The 18,657-nt window shown below is 67.0% G+C and carries 19 protein-coding genes; 6 read left to right on the top strand and 13 right to left on the bottom strand.

Annotated features, from left to right (window positions below; all coding sequences use genetic code 11):
- Position 1 precedes the first annotated feature (1 nt).
- From DZC73_RS16845 to DZC73_RS16835, 3 genes are all read left to right on the top strand, one after another.
- On the top strand, positions 2 to 244 hold the full coding sequence (locus tag DZC73_RS16845) for an acyl carrier protein (RefSeq protein ID WP_124541508.1): 243 nt from the start codon (positions 2 to 4) through the stop codon (positions 242 to 244).
- 2 nt (positions 245 to 246) lie between these two features.
- Positions 247 to 1,473 carry a beta-ketoacyl-[acyl-carrier-protein] synthase family protein gene (locus DZC73_RS16840; protein WP_124541507.1) on the top strand — a complete coding sequence of 409 codons (1,227 nt, stop codon included), beginning with the start codon at positions 247 to 249 and terminating at the stop codon, positions 1,471 to 1,473.
- A gap of 221 nt (positions 1,474 to 1,694) precedes the next feature.
- Positions 1,695 to 2,339: a tetratricopeptide repeat protein gene (locus tag DZC73_RS16835; protein ID WP_124541506.1), complete on the top strand. Its 645-nt coding sequence runs from the start codon at positions 1,695 to 1,697 to the stop codon at positions 2,337 to 2,339.
- Here the strand turns inward: DZC73_RS16835 and DZC73_RS16830 are convergent.
- Both DZC73_RS16830 and DZC73_RS16825 read right to left on the bottom strand, forming a co-directional pair.
- On the bottom strand, positions 2,329 to 3,027 hold the full coding sequence (locus tag DZC73_RS16830) for a hypothetical protein (RefSeq protein WP_124541505.1): 699 nt from the start codon (positions 3,025 to 3,027) through the stop codon (positions 2,329 to 2,331). The genes DZC73_RS16835 and DZC73_RS16830 overlap by 11 nt on opposite strands.
- Before the next feature lie 10 nt (positions 3,028 to 3,037).
- Positions 3,038 to 3,709: a DUF1345 domain-containing protein gene (locus tag DZC73_RS16825; RefSeq protein ID WP_124541504.1), complete on the bottom strand. Its 672-nt coding sequence runs from the start codon at positions 3,707 to 3,709 to the stop codon at positions 3,038 to 3,040.
- A 229-nt stretch (positions 3,710 to 3,938) separates the two neighbouring features.
- Here DZC73_RS16825 and DZC73_RS16820 point away from each other — a divergent pair, with 229 nt between their 5' ends.
- The gene (locus DZC73_RS16820) at positions 3,939 to 4,307 is read left to right on the top strand and encodes a YXWGXW repeat-containing protein (protein ID WP_161974620.1); all 369 of its coding nucleotides are present in this window, start codon (positions 3,939 to 3,941) and stop codon (positions 4,305 to 4,307) included.
- Positions 4,308 to 4,315: 8 nt separating this feature from the next.
- On the opposite strand, the gene DZC73_RS16815 is transcribed toward DZC73_RS16820, so the two are convergent.
- From DZC73_RS16815 to DZC73_RS16775, 9 genes are all read right to left on the bottom strand, one after another.
- The gene (locus DZC73_RS16815; RefSeq protein WP_124541502.1) at positions 4,316 to 6,247 is read right to left on the bottom strand and encodes an ABC-F family ATP-binding cassette domain-containing protein; all 1,932 of its coding nucleotides are present in this window, start codon (positions 6,245 to 6,247) and stop codon (positions 4,316 to 4,318) included.
- Positions 6,244 to 7,131, bottom strand: a complete 888-nt coding sequence (gene prmB / locus DZC73_RS16810; RefSeq protein WP_124541501.1) for a 50S ribosomal protein L3 N(5)-glutamine methyltransferase — start codon at positions 7,129 to 7,131, stop codon at positions 6,244 to 6,246. Before prmB ends, DZC73_RS16815 begins: the two co-directional genes overlap by 4 nt.
- On the bottom strand, positions 7,128 to 8,276 hold the full coding sequence (gene dapE, locus DZC73_RS16805) for a succinyl-diaminopimelate desuccinylase (protein ID WP_124541500.1): 1,149 nt from the start codon (positions 8,274 to 8,276) through the stop codon (positions 7,128 to 7,130). Before dapE ends, prmB begins: the two co-directional genes overlap by 4 nt.
- Before the next feature lie 12 nt (positions 8,277 to 8,288).
- Positions 8,289 to 9,476: a PilT/PilU family type 4a pilus ATPase gene (locus DZC73_RS16800; RefSeq protein ID WP_124541499.1), complete on the bottom strand. Its 1,188-nt coding sequence runs from the start codon at positions 9,474 to 9,476 to the stop codon at positions 8,289 to 8,291.
- Between the two features lie 31 nt (positions 9,477 to 9,507).
- The gene (locus DZC73_RS16795; RefSeq protein ID WP_124541498.1) at positions 9,508 to 11,232 is read right to left on the bottom strand and encodes a diguanylate cyclase domain-containing protein; all 1,725 of its coding nucleotides are present in this window, start codon (positions 11,230 to 11,232) and stop codon (positions 9,508 to 9,510) included.
- 10 nt (positions 11,233 to 11,242) lie between these two features.
- Positions 11,243 to 12,283, bottom strand: a complete 1,041-nt coding sequence (locus DZC73_RS16790; RefSeq protein WP_124541497.1) for an extracellular solute-binding protein — start codon at positions 12,281 to 12,283, stop codon at positions 11,243 to 11,245.
- Between the two features lie 93 nt (positions 12,284 to 12,376).
- Entirely contained in the window at positions 12,377 to 13,198 is an 822-nt protein-coding gene (dapD, locus tag DZC73_RS16785) for a 2,3,4,5-tetrahydropyridine-2,6-dicarboxylate N-succinyltransferase (protein WP_124541496.1), read from the bottom strand.
- 27 nt (positions 13,199 to 13,225) lie between these two features.
- The gene (gene dapC, locus DZC73_RS16780; protein WP_124541495.1) at positions 13,226 to 14,428 is read right to left on the bottom strand and encodes a succinyldiaminopimelate transaminase; all 1,203 of its coding nucleotides are present in this window, start codon (positions 14,426 to 14,428) and stop codon (positions 13,226 to 13,228) included.
- Between the two features lie 8 nt (positions 14,429 to 14,436).
- Positions 14,437 to 15,423, bottom strand: coding sequence for a DUF72 domain-containing protein (locus tag DZC73_RS16775; protein ID WP_124541494.1), 987 nt, complete (start codon positions 15,421 to 15,423; stop codon positions 14,437 to 14,439).
- Positions 15,424 to 15,540: 117 nt separating this feature from the next.
- On the opposite strand from DZC73_RS16775, the gene DZC73_RS16770 reads away from it, so the two are divergent.
- Complete coding sequence (locus DZC73_RS16770; protein ID WP_235835164.1) at positions 15,541 to 16,128, top strand: CAP domain-containing protein; 588 nt, start codon at positions 15,541 to 15,543, stop codon at positions 16,126 to 16,128.
- Positions 16,129 to 16,144: 16 nt separating this feature from the next.
- Here DZC73_RS16770 and DZC73_RS16765 read toward each other — a convergent pair whose 3' ends face one another.
- Complete coding sequence (locus DZC73_RS16765; protein ID WP_124541493.1) at positions 16,145 to 16,846, bottom strand: response regulator transcription factor; 702 nt, start codon at positions 16,844 to 16,846, stop codon at positions 16,145 to 16,147.
- Between the two features lie 302 nt (positions 16,847 to 17,148).
- Between DZC73_RS16765 and DZC73_RS16760 the strand changes: the two genes are divergently transcribed.
- The gene (locus DZC73_RS16760; RefSeq protein WP_124541492.1) at positions 17,149 to 18,159 is read left to right on the top strand and encodes a porin; all 1,011 of its coding nucleotides are present in this window, start codon (positions 17,149 to 17,151) and stop codon (positions 18,157 to 18,159) included.
- A 15-nt stretch (positions 18,160 to 18,174) separates the two neighbouring features.
- Here the strand turns inward: DZC73_RS16760 and queF are convergent, their stop codons facing one another.
- The gene (gene queF / locus DZC73_RS16755; RefSeq protein WP_235835181.1) at positions 18,175 to 18,603 is read right to left on the bottom strand and encodes a preQ(1) synthase; all 429 of its coding nucleotides are present in this window, start codon (positions 18,601 to 18,603) and stop codon (positions 18,175 to 18,177) included.
- Positions 18,604 to 18,657 lie beyond the last annotated feature (54 nt).

Raw genomic sequence — 18,657 nt, 5'->3', positions numbered from 1 at the left:
AATGAATACCGTCGAAGAACTCAAGCAACTCATTCAAGCGCAGTTCGACATCGATCCCGCGACGATCGATGCCGAGGCCGCGTTCGACAGCTACAACCTCGATTCCCTCACCCTGGCTGAACTCCTGTTCGCCATTGAAGACAACTTCCACGTCGTCGTGCCGGATGAAGCTGCCACCAGCGTGACCAACCTGACGGGATTGGCCACCCTGCTGGACGGACTGATCGCCACCAAGGCAGCCTGACCATGCGGGCCAAGCCCTCGCGGATCGCGGTGACCGGCCTGGGGCTCGTGAGCCCCCTGGGTGACAATGTTGACGCGGCGTGGCAGCGCCTGATGCGCGGCGAGGGCGCGGTCCGGCGCATGAGCTTCGAAGGCTTGCCCGACATCGCGGCGGCGAGCGTCGACTTCGACCCCGCCACCGTGCTGACCAAGCTGCAGCAGGTGGGCACCGAGCGCGTCAGCCAGATGGCCTTGAGCGCAGCAGCCCGGGCGCTGGAAGATGCAGGGCTGTCCGAGATCGGCGACGGCGAACGTGTCGGCCTGTACGTGGGCACCGGCCTGGGTGGCGCATCGACCATCGACACGGGCTACGCCGCGATGTACGGCGGTACCCGCGTTCCGCCGCTGACCGTGCCGGCCGGCATGGTCAACGGTCCTGCGGCGGTGATCGCCATGCACTGCGGCATTCTCGGACCCGTGGTCACCTATGCCGTCGCCTGCGCATCGAGTTCCGTGGCGATCGCGGAGGCGGCGCACGCGCTGCGGCGCGGCGAGGTCGACGTCGCCATTGCCGGCGGTGCTGAAGCGTTGCTGGTGCGCGGCACCGTGGCGGCATGGCAGGCGTTGCGCACGCTGGCGCCGCCTCGCGCCGATGACGTGCAAGGCAGTTGCCGTCCTTTCTCCGCAGACCGCAACGGATTGGTCCTCGGAGAGGGGGCCGCCTTCCTGGTGCTTCGTCGAGAAGAAGACCTTGCCGAGGCCCAGCGGGAGCCGCATGCGTGGCTCGTTTCAAGCGCAGTGCGCTGCGACGCCGCGCATCTCACCAACCCCAATGTCCGCGGCCAGGTGGCGGCTCTCCAGGCTGCGCTCCGCTCGGCGCAGTTGCTTCCGTCCGACATCGGCTACTGCAACGCACACGGCACCGCGACTGTCGCCGGCGATCCCGTCGAATGCGAGGCACTGCGGCAGGTCTGGGGCGACAGCGCGGCTCGGTTGCATGTGAGTTCGACGAAGGCCGCGCACGGCCACCTGCTCGGTGGCGCTGGCGCGCTCGAAGCACTCTTGACCGTGATGGCCCTTCGGCGTCAGGAGATTCCTCCCACGCGTGGAGTCCATGACCTCGATCCCGCCTGCACCGGCCTGCGCCATGTTCTGGGCGAAGGCGTGCCAGCCAGCAACCTCGGTTTTGCGGTGAGCAATTCCTTCGCCTTCGGCGGGACCAACTCGACACTGGTCTTCGCCAGGGCGTAGCGCAGGCGTCTGGTGGCCTCCATAACGGTGGTACAACATCGGCCTCTATCCACTCACTCCAGGAGCACCCATGAGCGCAGACAAGGACCGCGGCATCCGCCGTGAAAAGCAGAAGCGGGCGAAGGCCTTGAAGAAGGAAGCCCGGCAGCAACGCCGGGAAGCGGCGTCGCAGCCCGCGAAGAAGTGATCGGCCAGGCGGATCACCACGCCTGAGAAGATCGATGGGCATCGAGCAGGACCTTGGCGCGGCCATTGCCTTGTTCAATGGCGGTGACGCTGCCGGTGCCTTGCGCTTGTGCGACGCCATCGTGCGGCGCCACGCGCACCCGGGCGCGCTGCAGTTGCAAGCGGTGCTGCTGCGGTCCCGCGGCTCGCTGGACGAGGCGCTGCAGGCCATCGAAGCCTCGCTGCGCCTGCGCCCGGATCATGGCCCCTCCGTCGAACTGGCCTCGCAGCTGTGCCACGAAGTCGGGCGCGCACGCCATGCGGCCGGCGACATGACCGGTGCACGGCAAGCCTTCGAGCGCTGTGTGGCCCTGGTGCCCACCGCCTGCGAGAGCTGGTTTGCGCTGGCGCTGGTGCAGCAAGACCTGCACGCGCTGGACGAGGCACGGCATGCCCTCCTTCAGTTGCTGGCCCTGCATCCGCAGCATGGGCGTGCTCGCCTGAACCTGGGCATCATCGAGCAGCAACTGGGCTCGCTTGACGACGCCATGCGGCACTTCGGACGTGCCAACCGCGAGGACCCATCGGCCTTGCCGCGCATCCTGGGTGCGCTCAGTTCCGAGCGTTGCGGCTGCCTGTGGCTGCGCACGGACCAGGCCGTCGAGGCCTTGCAGGCACAAGCCCCAGCGCTCAGCGCTTGACGCGGTACCGCTTGCGATAGACGCCCGGCGTCTCCAGCATGTGGGTGACGGTGTCGGTGAAGCGCGCTGCCGTTGCAGCATCGAAGGGCTGGCAATCGAGCGCCAGACTTTCGCGCGACACCGGAAAACACTGCGCGACTGGCGTTCCCTTGGGCAAGGTCCCATCGAAGTGCGGATCAGTCCAGACCGCCGGGAAGTTGATGCCGGCGTCGAAGAAGCGGTCGGCATCAACCACGCCGCTGAGCAGCCGGAACGGCAGATCGTCGCGATTGGCCGGGTGGGTGCAGTACAGCGACCAGCCGGGCGGCAACTCGATCGTCCAGAAGCTGTTGAACTTGATCGCCGCCTGGCCGGCGCGGCCTTGCGGGCTGCCGGCCAGTTGCTCATGCACGTGGAACGACAGCGGCGAGCGGGGCATGCAGTCCACGCTGCTCGGCGGGCAGTCCCAGTTCCATGAGAAGCGACCGCCGCTCACCTGCACGTCGCAAGGCAGCAGGATCATGAAGCCGTGGCGCATCGCATCAACAAAGGGCGGGCATTGCTTGAGCGTGCGCACCGGCCGTGCATGCAGCGCGCTGTCCATGCGCGGCGCCATCTCCTTGAGCCAGGTGGGCATGGCATCCCGGGCGGGCACCGGTGGCGGAAGCACATCCACGAGCGCCGGGTCGCAGCGGAAAACGATGCGCACGACGCCGCTCTCAGAGCATGCTCGCGCCGATGTTGATCAGCAGCGCGAGCACGGTCGTGTTGAAGAAGTAGGCGAGGATGCAATGGACCGACCCGATGCGCCGCATCGGCTTGGTCGCGAAGGACACATCGGCTGTCTGGCCCGAGGTGCCGATCACCGATGAGAAGTAGAAGAAGTCGCCGTAGTCGGGCTGCTCTTCATCCGGGAACTGCAAGCCTGCGGGCCGGCCGTGGCACACCGCCGCGTAGTAGTCGTGCGCGTAGTGCAGCGTGAACATCACCTGGATGAACGCCCACGACGACAGCACCGTGAGGCCGGCCAGCGAGACATGCGCGATCTTGAGCCAGCCGTGCATGTCCTTCACCACCGTGAGTTCGGTGGCGATCGCCGCAAGGCTCGCCACCGCGGACACCACCACCAGCACCAGCAGAACGATCTGTCCATCGTCTTGCAGCTGCGCGCGCCGGCGCATGTGCTGGCTCGACGAGCGCATCATCATCACGCCGGCGAGCAGCACGTACAGCAAGGCGCCGAAGTTCCACGCGATCAAGAGCCGCGTGACCGTGTGGCTCGCGATGCTGGTGGGCAGCAGGAGCGACACCGCGATGCTCGCCAAGGTGGCGATGAACACCCGCGGCCGAGCGCGCACCAGCCGCAGGAATCGATTTCGTTGCCAGTTCATGGGAGTGGGTCGGGCGATCATCCACACTTTGGCTGACCGGCCACTGAGCGCCTGCGCCGCGTGTTGTGGCGTCAGCTTCTCCTCAGAAAATTCCTCTTCGCTCGCGTGAGGGCGGGGTCAACGATGCTGCGGCGCGTGCCGTTCGTGAAGCACTTGAACCCTCACGACACGGAGCATGTCCATGAAAATATCTGTGCCCCTGGCACCGGCTCGGCCAGCGACGGCCTTGATGAGCATCATCGGCCTCGTCACCACGTTGGCAATCACCGGCTGCGCAACGCATGAACGCGTGGTCGTGCGCGAGCAGGTGGTCGTGCAGCCGACCATCATGCGCGTTCCCGCACCCATCCACGAAGAGCGCGGCGCGCCGCCGACGGTGGGCTGGAACTGGGTGCCCGGCCACTGGAAGTGGGAAGGCCACGACTGGGCCTGGGTGCACGGCAAGTGGGTGCCCGACCTCGTGCCGCCGATGCCGGCGATCGTGGTGGAGACCGTGTCGCCGCCGCCATCACCCGCCCACTACTGGGTGCCCGGCCATTGGGTCTGGCGGCACGACGGCGCGGGCTGGGTCTGGATGCCGGGGCGCTGGCTGCGCTGAGCTCGCGTTCAGCTCATCTCGTCGATCTTGGTGCTGAGTTCCAGCCACCGGCCTTCCAGCACCTCGATCTCGTCGGTGACCACCTTCAGCCGCTTGCCCTTGTCGGCCAATGCCTCGGGCGACAAGGTGTTCTGCGCGAACAGCTCTTCGATCTGGTCGCGCTCCGCGAACAGCACGCCCAAGCGGTTGTCCACCTTGTTGAGTTCCTTGCGCAGCGGCTTGACCTCTTCGGCCTTCTGCTGGCGGGCCAGCGCGGCGGCCTTGCGGTCTTCCTTGCGGTTGCCCGATGACGCCGCCGCCTGCTTCTCGACCACGGCCGTTTCGCGCACGGCCTTGGCCTGTTCCTTGGCCGTGTCCAGCAGCCAGCGCTGGTAGTCGTCCAGGTCGCCATCGAAAGGCGTCACGCCGCCTTGGGTGACCAGCCAGAACTCGTCGCACACCTCGCGCAGCAGCGCGCGGTCGTGGCTGACCAGCATCACGGTGCCCTCGAACTCGTTCAAGGCCATGGACAAGGCCTCGCGCGTGTCCAGGTCGAGGTGGTTGGTCGGCTCGTCCATCAGCAGCAGGTTGGGGCGCTGCCACACGAGCATGGCCAGCACCAGCCGGGCCTTCTCGCCGCCGCTCAGGGTGCCCACCTGCTGGTTCACCATGTCGCCCTCGAAGCGGAACTGCCCGAGGAAGTTGCGCAGGTCCTGCTCGCGTCCCGGCGGGCCGGCGTCGCGGGCCAGGCGGATCATGTGGTTGAGCGGCGTGTCGTTGGGCCGCAGCACGTCCATCTCCTGCTGCGCGAAGTAGCCGATGGCCAGGCCCTTGCCTTCGGTCACGGTGCCGCCCAGCGATGGCTGCATGCGCGCCACCGTCTTCACCAGCGTGGACTTGCCCTGGCCGTTCGCACCGAGGATGCCGATGCGCTGTCCCGCCAGCACCGAGCGGTTCACGTCGCGCACGATGATCTTGTCGCCCGCGTCGGTCTTGTAGCCGCACACCACGTCCTGCATGGCGAGCATGGGGTTGGGCAGGCTTTGCGGCTCGCGGAATTCGAAAGAAAAATCCGACGCCGTCAGCACCGGCGCCAGCTTTTCCATCCGTGCCAGTGCCTTCACTCGGCTTTGCGCCTGCTTGGCCTTGCTGGCCTTGGCCTTGAAGCGGTCGATGAATTTCTGCAGGTGGGCGATCTTTTCCTGCTGCTTGGCGTAGCTGGCCTGCTGCAGGCTCATGCGTTCGGCACGCATCTCCTCGAAGGCTGTGTAGTTGCCGCCGTATCGCGTGAGCTTGGCGTCGTCCAGGTGCAGCGTGACACGGGTGATCGCATCCAGGAATTCGCGGTCGTGGCTGATGACGATGAGCGTGCCTTCGTAGCGCTGCAGCCAGGCTTCCAGCCAGACCAGGGCATCCAGGTCCAGGTGGTTGGTGGGCTCGTCCATCAGCATCAGGTCGGCCGGGCACATCAGCGCGCGGGCGAGCTGAAGGCGCATGCGCCAGCCGCCGGAGAAGCTGTTCACCGGCGCATCGAGCTGGTCGATCTTGAAGCCCAGGCCCAGCAGCATGGCCTGTGCGCGGGCGCGGGCGTCGAAGCCGCCCGCATCGCTGATGGCGTGGTGGGCTTCGGCGATGGCGTGGCCGTCGTCGGCCGCCTCGGCCTTGGCCAGCGCGGCCTGGGCCTCCATCAGGGGGATGTCGCCTTGCAGCACGAAGTCGGTCGCGCCGTCGTCGGTCTCGGGCATGTTCTGCGCGACCTCGGCCATGCGCCAGCGCGGGGGCATGTCCACGTCGCCGGAGTCCGCATGCAGGCGGTTGGCCAGCAGCGCGAAGAGCGACGATTTGCCGGCGCCATTGCGGCCCACGAGGCCGATCTTCTCGCCGGGCTGCAAGGTGACGGACGCGGCGTCCAGCACCACCTTCACGCCGCGACGCAGCGTGATGTCTCGCAAGGTGATCATGCGCGGCTCCAGCGGGCCAGCGCGTCGCGCGTGACCAGCAGCACCTGGTCGGCACCGGCGCTGGTCTCCATCCACGCGACTTCGAGGCGGCGGAAGGCGTGCTCGAAGTGGGCGCGCTCGTTGCCGATCTCCAGCACCAGCACGGCATCGGGCGTCATCTTGGCCGGCGCGTCTCGCAGGATCTTGCGCACGAGGTCCATGCCGTCGTCGCCACCGGCCAGGGCCAGCGCGGGCTCGTGACGGTATTCCTCCGGCAGCTCGCCCATGCTCCTGGCGTTCACGTAGGGCGGGTTGCAGACGATGAGGTCGTACGGGCCCTTCACGTTGGCCAGCAGGTCCGACTTGACCAGCGTGATGCGCTTGCCCAGCTTGTGCCTGTCAACGTTGATCTTCGCAATTGCCAGTGCGTCGTCGGAGATGTCCGCGGCATCCACCACCACGTCCGGGTAGGCCATGGCCGCGATCACCGCGAGGCTGCCGTTGCCGGTGCACAGGTCCAGCACCTTGCTCGTGCGGTCGGACAGCCACGAATCCAGTTCGCCCGTCTGCTCGCCGTCGGCCAGCAGTTCGGCGATGAAGCTGCGCGGCACGATGCTGCGCTCGTCGATGTAGAAGGGCACGTTCTGCAGCCAGGCCTCCTTGGTGAGGTAGGCCGCGGGCTTGCGCGTATCGATGCGCTGCTGCACGAGGGCGCTGGCCTTGGCTTGCTCCTCGGCGGTGAGCACCTTGCTCGCATGAGGCTCCAGCTCGTCCAGGTCCATGCCCAGCGCCCACAGCACCAGCCATGCGGCCTCGTCGAAGGCGTTGGTCGTGCCGTGCCCAAAAGAAACGCCCGCCTGTTTGAGGCGGGCGGCTTCAGCCGTGATGAAGTCGATCAGAGTCATGAGAGCAGATTTTCCATCGTCCGGCGATAGATGTTCTTCAAAGGTTCGATGTCGGCCACGCGGACGTGTTCGTCGATCTTGTGGATGGTGGCGTTCACCGGGCCCAGCTCGATCACCTGAGGGCAGATCTTGGAGATGAATCGCCCGTCCGACGTGCCGCCCGTCGTGGACAGCTGCGTCTTCACGCCCGTCTCCGCCTCGATGGCCGACGACACCGCCTGGCTCAGGCTGCCCACCGGCGTGAGGAAGGGCTCGCCGCCCAGCGTCCAGGCCAGGTCGTAGTCCAGGCCGTGCTTGTCCAGCACCGCATGCACGCGCTTCTTCAGTGAATCCGGCGTGGACTCGGTCGAGAAGCGGAAGTTGAAGTCGATGACCAGCTCGCCCGGGATCACGTTGGTCGCGCCCGTGCCGCCGTGGATGTTGGACATCTGCCAGCTCGTGGGCTGGAAGTAGTCGTTGCCGCGGTCCCACTCGATGCCCACCAGCTCGGCCAGTGCGGGCGACACGAGGTGGATCGGGTTCTTCGCAAGCTGCGGATAGGCGATGTGCCCCTGCACGCCCTTGATGGTGAGCTTGCCCGAGAGACTGCCGCGTCGGCCGTTCTTCACCATGTCGCCCACGCGCTCCACCGAGGTGGGTTCGCCGACGATGCAGCAGTCCAGCCGTTCGCCGCGGGCCTTCAGCCATTCGACGACCTTGACCGTGCCGTCCACGGCGGGGCCTTCCTCGTCGCTCGTGATGAGCAAGGCGATGGACCCGCGATGCGCCGCCTGCGCGGCCACGAACTCCTCGATGGCCACCACCATGGCGGCGATGGAGGTCTTCATGTCCGCTGCGCCGCGGCCATGGAGATTGCCGTCGCGGTGCGTGGGCACGAACGGGTCGCTGCGCCATGCCGCGAGCGGTCCGGTGGGCACCACGTCGGTGTGGCCGGCGAAGGCCAGCACCGGCGCCTTCGCGTCGCTGCCGCGGCGGACGGCCCAGAGGTTGGTCACGCGGAAGTCGTCCGGCCCGCTGACGATGGTCTCGAAGGAAAAGCCCAGGGGCTTCAGCCGCGCCTGGATGAGCGCCTGGCAACCGCCGTCATCGGGCGTGATGGACCGGCAGGCAATCAGCTGCTCGGTGAACTGCAGGGTACGGGACATCGGGCAAGAAAATCAGTAGGGCGAGAGCCCGGCGCTGCGGGTGTTGATTTCATCGGGGCGCACGTCCAGCGTGATCTCGGTGAAGGTCGGCTGGTCGTCCGATTCTTCCTTCTTGGCGGCCACGCGCGACACGGGGCTCATGTCGTTCTGCAGGCGCCACATCAGGTTGGTCGGCGAGTCGGCGAAGGCCAGGCCTTCGTCGCGGGTGATCACACCCTGGGTGATGAGGCGTGCCAGGTCCTGCTCGAAGGTCTGCGAGCCTTCGGCCAGCGACTTTTCCATCGCCTCCTTCACGCCGTTGAAGTCGCCTTGCTCGATCAGCTCGGACACGAGTTTGGTGTTGAGCATCACTTCCACCGCCGGCACGCGGCCGCCGGCCGTGGCGCGCACCAGGCGCTGCGAGACGATGGCGCGCAGGCCTGAGGCCAGGTCGGCCAGCAGGGCAGGGCGCGACTCCGGCGTGTAGAACGACAGGATGCGGCCCAGTGCGTGGTAGCTGTTGTTGCCGTGCAGGGTGGACAGCACCAGGTGGCCCGACAGTGAATACGAGATGGCCGCGGTCATGGTTTCGCGGTCGCGGATTTCACCGATGAGGATGCAGTCCGGCGCCTGGCGCAGCGCGTTCTTCAGGCCCACCTGCAGCGACTGCGTGTCGCGGCCCACCTCGCGCTGGTTGACCACCGACTTCTTGTTGGCGAAGAGGAATTCGATCGGGTCCTCGATGGTGAGGATGTGCCCGGCGAGCTGCTGGTTGCGCTGCTCCAGCATGGAGGCGAGCGTGGTGGTCTTGCCGGTGCCGGTGGCGCCCACCATCAGGATGAGCCCGCGCTTTTCCAGCACGAGGGTGTTGAGCAGGGGCGGCAGGTTCAGCGTCTCCAGCGCCGGGATGTGGTGCGGGATGCAGCGCAGCACCGCCGCGACCGAGCCGCGCTGCTTGAAGCCGCTCAGGCGGAAGCTGCCCACGCCGGCCAGGCCCACGCCCACGTTGAGTTCGCCGGTGTCGTCCAGCTCTTCCAGCTGCGAGGGGCTCAGCAGCTCCGACAGCAGCTGCCGCGGCTGGGTGTGCGTCAGCGGCTGGTCGCTCAGCTGCAGGATCTGGCCGTTGATCTTGATGAGGATCGGCGTGTTGGCCGAGAGGTACACGTCCGACGCGCCCTTGTCCGCCATCAGGCGTAGCACGCGCTCCATGTTGCCGCTCATGTTTCGTCCTTCAATGTGGTTCCACCCTCAATCATGTCAGGCTTTCGTTGCCGAACACGCTGTAACGATTGCCCTGCCGGTGCTTGGCCAGGTACATGGCTTCGTCGGCCCGCTGGATGAGTTCCGAGGCCTCGAAGCCATCCCGGGGGTACATGCTGATGCCGATGCTCACGCCCAGGTCCAGTGCATGGCCGCTGACGTCCATGCGCCGGCCGAAGCGGTCCAGCAGGGTCTGGGCGACGCGCCGGGCCTCATGTTCCTCGTCCATGGCTTCGAGGAGGATAACGAATTCGTCGCCTCCCCAGCGCGCCACGGTGTCCACTTCGCGCACGCTGCTCGTGAGCAATCTCGCGGCCTGCACGAGTGCGACGTCGCCCACCCCATGCCCGTAGGTGTCGTTGATGTGCTTGAAGCGGTCCAGGTCCACGAAGAGCACCGCCAGGCAGCCGCCGCTGCGCTTGGCCGTCAGGATGGCGTGCTCCAGCCGGTCGATGAACACCGAGCGGTTCGCCAGGCCAGTGAGGTTGTCGTGCCGTGCCATGTGGGCCAGGTGCGTGCGGCTCGCGTCCAGCTCGGACATGGTCAGCGAGATGCGCCGCTGCATCTCGTCGAAGCCGCGGGCCAGCTCGCCGATCTCGTCCTGCCGCTGCGTGGGCAGATCGCCCACCGGGCGGTCGCTGGAAAAGCGCCGCACCTCCTGCGTCATCTGGTTGAGCGGACGGGTCACCACGCGGGCGGCGAACAGCGCCAGCACGATGGCGATCGCGCTGAAGCCCAGCACGATCTGCAAGGTCGTGCGGGCCAGCGTGCGGGTGGATTCGAGGATCTCCGACAGCGGCTCGGCGATGCCCAGGACCACGAAGCTGCGCATCTCGTCGCGGCCCAGCGGCATGCGCATGAAGGCACCCAGCGCCGGCTCGGGCTTGTCGCCCAGCTCCGCCTGGGCCAGCACCTGCTGCGCCTTGCCGTCCAGCAGCGGCTGCACCTGCGCGATGCTCTCCTGGATGAGCACGCGCCGGCCCTGGTCGAAGCCGAAGGCCTGCGCCGGGTCGGGGTGGACGAGGTAGTCGCCCCACTCGTTGGCGATGAAGAGCTTGCGGTAGGTGGGAAGGTCCGCCTTGAGTTCGTCGAACACGCGGGTGATGTCCACGGTGATGACCACCAGGCCCAGCGCCATGCCGTCAGGCGTGGTCACGGGGCTGGAGATGTACATCGCCGGGCGGTTCAGCGCCGCGTGCGAGCCCACGTCGTGGTTCACGCCGATCTTGGACAGGAACACCTCGCCGGGCTTGAGCGCCAGCGCATTGAAGACGTAGGGGAAGTGCGCCTTCTCCTGCAGCATGTCGCCCAGCACACGCACCGTGCCCTGGCCTTCGCGGTCCACGCGGACCAGCTCCAGGCCATGGTCGCGGGCGCTGATCAGCCGCACCTGGAAGTAGGCCGGGTTGGCCCGCAGCAGGGCGTGGAAGGTGTCGGCCAGCGAGGTCTTGCCCGCCTCGGCCAGCTCGCCCGATGAGGCCGGAATGCTGCGGGTGACCTCCAGTTCGCCCACCAGCCGCACGTCGTCGCTGATGTTGTGCACGGCAGTCGCGAAGCGCCGCGAGAACATCTGCACGGACGACATCAGGTCCCGCTCGGCCGCCTTGACCAGCAGCTCGCGGCTTTGCGTGTACGAGTACAGCCCCGTCAAGCCGGTGGCCAGCACGCCGAAGGCCGCCAGCAAGGCGCCCAGGCGGATGTGCAGGCCGAGTTTCATGGTGGCTGTGCTACGGCTTGTCCAGCGCAACCAGCCGGTCGCCCGAGATGATGCGCGCCCAGATGGAGGAGCGCCGGTTGGGATCTTCCACCGGCTCCAGCCAGATGATCTTGTTGCTGCGGTCGGCGCTGGGGCTCGTGTCCACGGTGTTGGCCAGGCCCTGGCGTTCCACCAGAGCCTGCCCGACCGGCTTTTCCAGCATGTAGTCGATCCAGGCCTCGGCGAGCGCCCGGTTCTTCGCGCCACGCGTCACCGTCCAGCAGTCCAGCCAGGCCAGTGCGCCTTCCTTGGGAATCACGTAGCCGATGTCCGCGCCGGCCTTCTTCAGTTGCTGCACCTGCTGCGTGCCGTAGTTGGCGAAGAGCAGGGCCACCTTGTGGTCGCGAAAGAGCTGCACCGATTCCTCGGGCAGGCTGTAGAAGGTGAGCACGTTGCGGCGCAGGGCCACGAGGTGCGCGGTGGCGTCCTTGTAGCCGGCTTCGTCGAGCTGGAAGGGATTGGCGCGGCCCAGCGACAGCGCCGCGATGGAGAAGTTGTGGCCGCCGGTGTCGAAGGCCAGCACACGGCCCTTGTACTGCGGGTCCCACAGCGCGCTGATGGAGTCCGGCGGCGACTTCACCTGCTGGCGGTCGTAGATGATGCCCATCTCCGAGTAGGTGTAGGGCACGGCGTATACATCGCTGCCGCGGGCGATGTTGGGAATGGCCTGGCGGTCGCGAAAGCGCGGCTGCTGCGTGGCGATGTTCGGGATGTTGGCCAGCGTGAGCGGCACGACCAGGCTGGCATCCTGGTAGCGCTTGAGCTCGGCGGTGTTGACCGCGAAGACGTCGAAGTCGGCGCCCTTGTTGGCGCTGACGCGGTCCCAGAGGTTCTCGTCGGAGCTGACGACGGTGACCTGCACCGACACCTTGTGGCGCTGCTCGAACACCTTGACGATGTCCGGGTCTGCGTAGCCTGGCCAGGCCAGCACGCGCAGAACGTCGGCGGCCTGGGCCGGGCATGCCAGCCACGCCGCGATAAAGATCAGGAGGCGCAGCCGACAGATCCTCATCGCGTCATCAAGCGGCTGCCGCGGATCCGGCTTTGCCGGTCCGCTGGCGGCGCCCCCTTGAGGGGGAAGCGCCGGAGGCGCCTCGGGGGTGGGTCATGACCGCAGCAGGTCGTTGATGCTCGTCTTCGAGCGGGTCTGCGCGTCCACGCGCTTGACGATCACCGCGCAGTACAGCTGGCACGATCCATCGCTGCTGGGCAGGCTGCCGCTTACCACCACCGAGCCCGAGGGCACGCGGCCGTAGGTGACTTCGCCCGTCTCGCGGTTGAAGATCTTGGTGCTCTGGCCGATGAACACGCCCATGGAGATCACCGAGTTCTCCTCGACGATCACGCCTTCGACCACTTCCGAGCGGGCGCCGATGAAGCAGTTGTCCTCGATGATGGTCGGGTTGGCCTGCAGCGGCTCCAGCACGCCGCCGATGCCCACGCCGCCGGACAGGTGCACGTTCTTGCCGATCTGCGCACAGGAGCCGACGGTGGCCCAGGTGTCCACCATCGTGCCTTCGTCGACGTAGGCGCCGATGTTCACGAAGCTGGGCATGAGCACCACGTTCTTGCCGAGGAAGGAGCCGTGGCGGGCCACGGCCGGCGGCACGATGCGCACGCCGCTGGCGCGCACTTCCTCGTCCGACAGGTGCGAGAACTTGGGTCTAACCTTGTCGAAGAAGGCGAGCTCGCCGGCATGCATCAGCTGGTTGTCGTTCAGGCGGAACGACAGAAGCACCGCCTTTTTCACCCACTGGTTCACCGTCCACTGGCCCACGCCCTGGCGCTCGGCCACGCGGATGCGGCCCTTGTTCAGGTCGGCGATGACGTGTTCGACCGCGTCGCGGACTTCGGGGCTGTTGGTGGTGTTGAGCGTCGCGCGGGACTCCCACGCGAGTTCGATGATCGATTGGAGCTGCTGGGTCATGGGTGGGGTGGTTGAGGGGGAGAGGGTTCAGGCGCCCAGGGACCGGGCGTAGGCAACGATTCGTTGAGCCGCTTCCAGGCATTCGTCGGTTTCGGCCACGAGCGCCATGCGGATGCGTCCGGCACCCGGATTCACGCCGTGGGCTTCGCGCGCCAGCAGACTGCCCGGCAACACCGCCACATTGTATTGAGCCAGCAATCCACGGGCGAAGGCCACATCGTCAACCCCAAGGCGGGACACCCCGGCCCAGAGGTAGAAACCCGCATCCGGGAGGGCAACGTCCAGCACCTCGGACAGCAGCGGCGTGACCTGCGCGAACTTGCGGCGGTACTGCTCGCGGTTGTCGACCACGTGCTGCTCGTCGCTCCAGGCCACGGCGCTGGCCTGCTGCCAGGTGGGGCTCATCGCGCTGCCGTGGTAGGTGCGGTACAGCAGGAAGTTCTTGAGGATGGCCGCGTCACCGGCCACGAAGCCCGAGCGCATGCCCGGCACGTTGCTGCGCTTGGACAGGCTGGTGAAGACCACCAGGTTGCGGAAGTCGTTGCGGCCCAGCTGCAGGGCGGCTTCCAGCGCGCCCAGGGGCGGCTCGTCGCGGAAGTAGATCTCGGAGTAGCACTCGTCAGAGGCGATGACGAAGCCGTGCTTGTCCGACAGCGCGAAGAGCTTCGTCCACTCGCTCATCGGCATGACGGCGCCGGTGGGGTTGCCCGGCGAGCACACGAAGATGAGCTGGGTGCGGGCCCAGGTCTCCTCGGGGATGGCGTCCCAGTCGGCGGCGAAGTTGCGCGCCGGGTCGCTGTTGGCGAAAGCGGTCTGCGCACCGGCGAGCAGCGCCGCGCCCTCGTAGATCTGGTAGAACGGATTGGGGCAGACGACGGTCGCGCCGGGCCTGGTCGGGTCGATCACCGTCTGCGCGAAGGCGAACAGCGCCTCGCGCGAGCCGTTCACCGGCAGCACCTGCGTGGCCGGGTCCAGCACCACGCCGTAGCGGCGCGTCACCCAGTCCACCATCGCCTGGCGCAGCTTGGGCTCGCCCGCCGTGGCTGGGTACGAGGCCAGGCCCTTGAGGTTCTCGACGATGGCCGTCTTGATGAGTTCCGGCGTGGGATGCCGCGGTTCGCCGATGCCCAGGCTGATCGGCTTGTACTCAGGATTGGGCGTGATGTCGCGGGTGAGGGCGCGAAGCCGCTCGAAGGGATAGGGGTGGAGCTTGGCCAGCAGCGGGTTCATGCGGCCGATTATCGGTGAGCGCGCCGGCTGAAGCCCTCCGAGCCGGTGCGCAGCGCCGGTGCCTGCCAGCCGGGCGGCCACACGGGATGGGTCTTGTCGCCGAGCGAGGTCTGCATGCCCAGTTTGCGCAACAGCGTGGCGGCGTCGTACGGGGCATGCACCTTCACGTCGTTGTCGAAATAGACGAACACGTCGCGCTTGGTACGTTGCGGTGCGGGCTTGCCGGATGCGAGCCGCGCATCGTCCACCTGGCCGCCTTCGCTCCAGGTGCGGATGCGGTGCGCCCAGCGCTCCAGCGCGTCGTCGCTGTAGCCGCTGGCATACAGCTCCTTGTCGCCATGCAGGCGCAGGTAGACGAAGTCCGAGGTGAGGTCCTCCAGCAGCGGCCACTTGCCGGCGGTGTCGGCCACCACCAGGCCGATGCGGTACTTGCGCAGCATGGCGATGAAGGCCGGGTCACGGAAGCTCTCGTGGCGGATCTCCACCGCGTGCCTGATCTTCACCGGCTTGTCCGGCGGTGCCACGCTCACGCGGCCGTCGATGCGGTGGTCGTGGTGGCGGGCCATGCGTGCTGCCTCGTCCGTGTCGCGCGGCAATTGGGCGAAGAAGGCCTCGAAGCGGTCGGGCTTGAACGGCAGCATGGGCGGGAACTGCCACAGGATGGGGCCCAGCTTGTGCCGCAGCTCGAACAGTCCATTGGCGAAAAAGTTGGCCAGCGGGGTGTCGATCTCCTTGAGCCGGCGCATGTGGGTGATGTACTTCGGCCCCTTCACCGCGAACACGAAGTCATCGGGCGTCGCATCGTGCCACTGGGCGTACGACGCCGGCGTCTGCAGCGAGTAGAACGAGCCGTTGATCTCGATGGTGGGCAGCATGCGCGAGGCGTATTCCAGCTCTCGCCGCTGCGGCAGCTTCTCGGGATAGAACACGCCGCGCCAGGGTTCGTAGCGCCAGCCGGAGATGCCGATGCGGATGTTGCCGTGGGTTGCTCGCATGGCCTTCACGGGCAATCGCGATGCCGGGGGTCATTGCATGCACAAGGGGTGACGTTCAGTTACGCCGAGTCCTCACCTGGCCTGTAGTCTTTGATGATGTCTCATCCCGCGCATTCGATGCAGAAACGATCCTCACTGGCTGGCATCTTCGTGTCCGTCCTGGCGTGCAGCCTGCTCGGCGCCTGCGGTGGCGGAGGCAGTGCGAGCGCCGCTCCCACGCCCACGCCCACGCCAACCCCCAGCCCGCCGCCGCCCGCGCCGGCCGTGGCCACCTGCGGCTTGTCCAACTTCACCAGCACGATGCTGGCCCGCGTGAACCAATGGCGTGCCAGCGGCGCCACGTGCGGCAGCACCGCCTACGGCCCGGCACCCGCGCTCGCGTGGAACGACCTGCTCACCCAGGCGGCCGCGGTCCACTCGCAGGACATGGTGAGCCACAACTTCTTCGACCACGCCGGCTCCAATGGCAGCAGCCCTGGCGACCGCATCACCGCCGCCGGCTACGTGTGGAGTTCGTACGGAGAAAACATTGCCGCGGGGCAGTCGAGCATCAACAACGTGGTCGATGGCTGGATTGCCAGCCCCGGTCATTGCGCCAACATCATGAACCCGGCCTTCGTGCACCTTGGCGTGGCCTGCATCAACGGCACGGCCTCCGACACCTATTCCACCTACTGGACGATGGACCTGGGCAAACCGTTCTAGGCTTGCAGCGAGCCGGTCAAGCCACCGACGGCGGGGCCAGCTCGTTCACCGGCTCCTCCCGCAGCAAATACCCGATCCCCCTGAGCGTCTTCAAGCTCACCCCGCTGCCTTCCAGCTTCTTGCGCAGGCGCGATGCCACCACCACCAGCGCCGAGTCCTGCACCATGTGGTGGCTCGGGAACACCACCATCAGCAGCCGTTCCTTGGACAAGGCATGCCCGCGGTGCAGCAGCAGCGCCTTGAGCAATGCATGCTCGCGCGGCGTGACTTCGAGCAGTTCGCCGCGCAGATGGAACGTTCCCGATGACAGGTCCATGGTGAGTGCGCCGCAGCGCGCCGTCTCCGATCCGTCATGCCCGTGCGAGCGACGCAGCAAGGCGCGGATGCGCGCTTCCAGTTCGTCGATGTCGTAGGGCTTGACGAGGTAGTCGTCCGCGCCGGCATTGAGGCTCGCGACACGGTCGCCGACTGCATTGCGCGAGCTCAGCACGAGGATGGGCACGCGCAGTCCCTCCTGGCGCGCACGGTGCAGCACCTGCAAGCCGTCCAGGCCCCGAAGGCTGAGTTCGAGGATGGCGGCGCGTGGCCGGTAGTAGCGCAGGTGCACCAGCACTTGCGTGCCGTCGCTGCACCACTCGACGTCGAAGCCGCGGCGCTCCAGCGCCAGGCGCAGTGCCTGGGCCAGCGTGGGGTCGTCTTCTGCCAGCAGCAATCTCATGCGGCGCAGTGTGCGAAGGCTTTGCCATGGGCATGCATCGGGTTCCCCCGCGATTGGCCGACCCGGACAGCCAAATGACAGCCTGCCCCGCGAGTTCGACAGCCGCCTGAAATGGATGGTGATGAATGGTGGCTTCGCAGCCACGACAGCCAATCGACAGCGGCTGTTCGGCTATTGATACGCCTCTGAAACATTGCGCCCCACTGCGCAGGGATGGCCCGCAGACGGGCTTGCGGCATCGACCCAGAAGATGCGCGGGCCTTTTCAACGGCACATCACCAACAAAGCAATACGGAGTCGACATGACACTCAGACCCATCGCCCTCGCCATCGCCGCCGTGGCGTGCAGCAGCGCCTTCGCACAGCAGTCCACCGTCACGGTGTTCGGCATCCTGGATGCCGGCGTCCAGCGCCTGGAGAACGGCTCGCAGGCCCGCTGGCTGCAATCCATCGACGGCCTCAGGACCAGCCGCCTGGGCTTTCGCGGCACAGAGGACCTGGGCGGCGGCCTGTCCGCAAGCTTCCACCTCGAAGGCGCACTCTCGCCCGACGACGGCAACGCGGCAGGCATGAACTGGCGCCGCCGCTCGACGGTGAGCCTGGCCAGCAGCACGCTCGGCGAACTGCGCCTGGGCCGCGACTACACGCCCACCTTCTGGAACTACAGCGTGTTCAGCCCCTTCGGCACCAACGGCGTGGGCTCGTCGGGCAACCTCATCTACGGCTTCGGCGGCAAGTCGTCGACCGCACCCACCATCGTGCGTTCCGACAATTCCGTGGGCTACTTCCTGCCCAAGGGATTGGGCGGCGTGTACGGCCAGGCCATGGTGGCGCTGGGCGAAGGTGCGCCCACCGGCAAGTTCCACGGCGTGCGGCTGGGTTTCGCCAGCGGTCCGGTCGATGTCGCGGTCGCCGCGTCCGACACCGTCAACAACGCCGCCGGCGACAAGTTCAACAACTTCAACCTCGGCGGCTCGTATGACTTCGGCGTGGTGAAGCTGATGGGCATCTACTCCGTCAGCATGCAGACCACCGCGAAGCAGACCACGACCTTGCTGGGCTTCACGATGCCCATCGGCGCGGGCGAATTGCGGGCCAGCTGGATCCATGCCGACAAGGCCAACTCGCCGGACGACGCGACCCAGCTCGCCGTGGGCTACGTGTATTGGCTGAGCAAGCGCACCGCGCTGTACACCTCCGCCGCGCAGATCAAGAACAAGGCCGCGGCTACCTTCGTGATTCCTGGTGGCGCGCCGCTCTCAGCCGGTCAAAGCTCCACGGGCGTGGAGATGGGTGTCTCGCACTCGTTCTGAACGCGAGCGGGATGCTCACAGCATCCCGGTTTCAGCCGCATGCCGGGGCAGCTCCACCGCCGGCTGCGGCTTCCATCCCTTCTTGCGGTGCTCCACCACCACGTTGGTGTAGATGCCGCCGCGCACGTACCACTTGGCCGTGATGCGGATGAAGCGCGGGTCGGTCACCTTCACGATGTCGTCGAGGATCGTGTTGGTGACCTTCTCGTGGAACGCGCCTTCGTTGCGGTAGCTCCAGAAGTACATCTTCAGGCTCTTGAGCTCCACGCACAGTTCGTCGCAGATCATGTCGATGGTGAAGTGCGCGAAGTCGGGCTGCCCGGTGAGCGGGCAGTGGCAGGTGAACTCGGGCACCTGGAACTGGATGACGTAGTCGCGCTGGGGCGCCGGGTTGGGGAACACATGCAGTTCCTTGCTGGGCGCGGACGGCGGATTGGGCGGCATCTCGCGCTGCTTCGGCGCCGGTTTGGCGGGGGCTGATTTGGCCTGCTTCTGGCG

This window comes from Rhizobacter terrae, from assembly GCF_003852895.1.
Taxonomy (GTDB): Bacteria; Pseudomonadota; Gammaproteobacteria; order Burkholderiales; family Burkholderiaceae_C; genus Albitalea; species Albitalea terrae.
The sequence above is the reverse complement of the archived record's forward strand: the minus strand, read 5'-3'. Positions and strand labels throughout refer to the sequence as shown.

What these genes read in the sequence shown, in the direction of transcription:
- DZC73_RS16845 (WP_124541508.1), top strand. Translation starts at nt 2, where the DNA reads ATGAATACCGTCGAAGAACTCAAGCAACTCATTCAAGCGCAGTTCGAC.
- DZC73_RS16840 (WP_124541507.1), top strand. Translation starts at nt 247, where the DNA reads ATGCGGGCCAAGCCCTCGCGGATCGCGGTGACCGGCCTGGGGCTCGTG.
- DZC73_RS16835 (WP_124541506.1), top strand. Translation starts at nt 1,695, where the DNA reads ATGGGCATCGAGCAGGACCTTGGCGCGGCCATTGCCTTGTTCAATGGC.
- DZC73_RS16825 (WP_124541504.1), bottom strand. Translation starts at nt 3,709, where the DNA reads ATGAACTGGCAACGAAATCGATTCCTGCGGCTGGTGCGCGCTCGGCCG.
- DZC73_RS16820 (WP_161974620.1), top strand. Translation starts at nt 3,939, where the DNA reads ATGAGCATCATCGGCCTCGTCACCACGTTGGCAATCACCGGCTGCGCA.
- DZC73_RS16815 (WP_124541502.1), bottom strand. Translation starts at nt 6,247, where the DNA reads ATGATCACCTTGCGAGACATCACGCTGCGTCGCGGCGTGAAGGTGGTG.
- prmB (WP_124541501.1), bottom strand. Translation starts at nt 7,131, where the DNA reads ATGACTCTGATCGACTTCATCACGGCTGAAGCCGCCCGCCTCAAACAG.
- dapE (WP_124541500.1), bottom strand. Translation starts at nt 8,276, where the DNA reads ATGTCCCGTACCCTGCAGTTCACCGAGCAGCTGATTGCCTGCCGGTCC.
- DZC73_RS16800 (WP_124541499.1), bottom strand. Translation starts at nt 9,476, where the DNA reads ATGAGCGGCAACATGGAGCGCGTGCTACGCCTGATGGCGGACAAGGGC.
- DZC73_RS16795 (WP_124541498.1), bottom strand. Translation starts at nt 11,232, where the DNA reads ATGAAACTCGGCCTGCACATCCGCCTGGGCGCCTTGCTGGCGGCCTTC.
- DZC73_RS16790 (WP_124541497.1), bottom strand. Translation starts at nt 12,283, where the DNA reads ATGAGGATCTGTCGGCTGCGCCTCCTGATCTTTATCGCGGCGTGGCTG.
- dapD (WP_124541496.1), bottom strand. Translation starts at nt 13,198, where the DNA reads ATGACCCAGCAGCTCCAATCGATCATCGAACTCGCGTGGGAGTCCCGC.
- dapC (WP_124541495.1), bottom strand. Translation starts at nt 14,428, where the DNA reads ATGAACCCGCTGCTGGCCAAGCTCCACCCCTATCCCTTCGAGCGGCTT.
- DZC73_RS16775 (WP_124541494.1), bottom strand. Translation starts at nt 15,423, where the DNA reads ATGCGAGCAACCCACGGCAACATCCGCATCGGCATCTCCGGCTGGCGC.
- DZC73_RS16770 (WP_235835164.1), top strand. Translation starts at nt 15,541, where the DNA reads ATGCAGAAACGATCCTCACTGGCTGGCATCTTCGTGTCCGTCCTGGCG.
- DZC73_RS16765 (WP_124541493.1), bottom strand. Translation starts at nt 16,846, where the DNA reads ATGAGATTGCTGCTGGCAGAAGACGACCCCACGCTGGCCCAGGCACTG.
- DZC73_RS16760 (WP_124541492.1), top strand. Translation starts at nt 17,149, where the DNA reads ATGACACTCAGACCCATCGCCCTCGCCATCGCCGCCGTGGCGTGCAGC.
- queF (WP_235835181.1), bottom strand. Translation starts at nt 18,603, where the DNA reads ATGCCGCCCAATCCGCCGTCCGCGCCCAGCAAGGAACTGCATGTGTTC.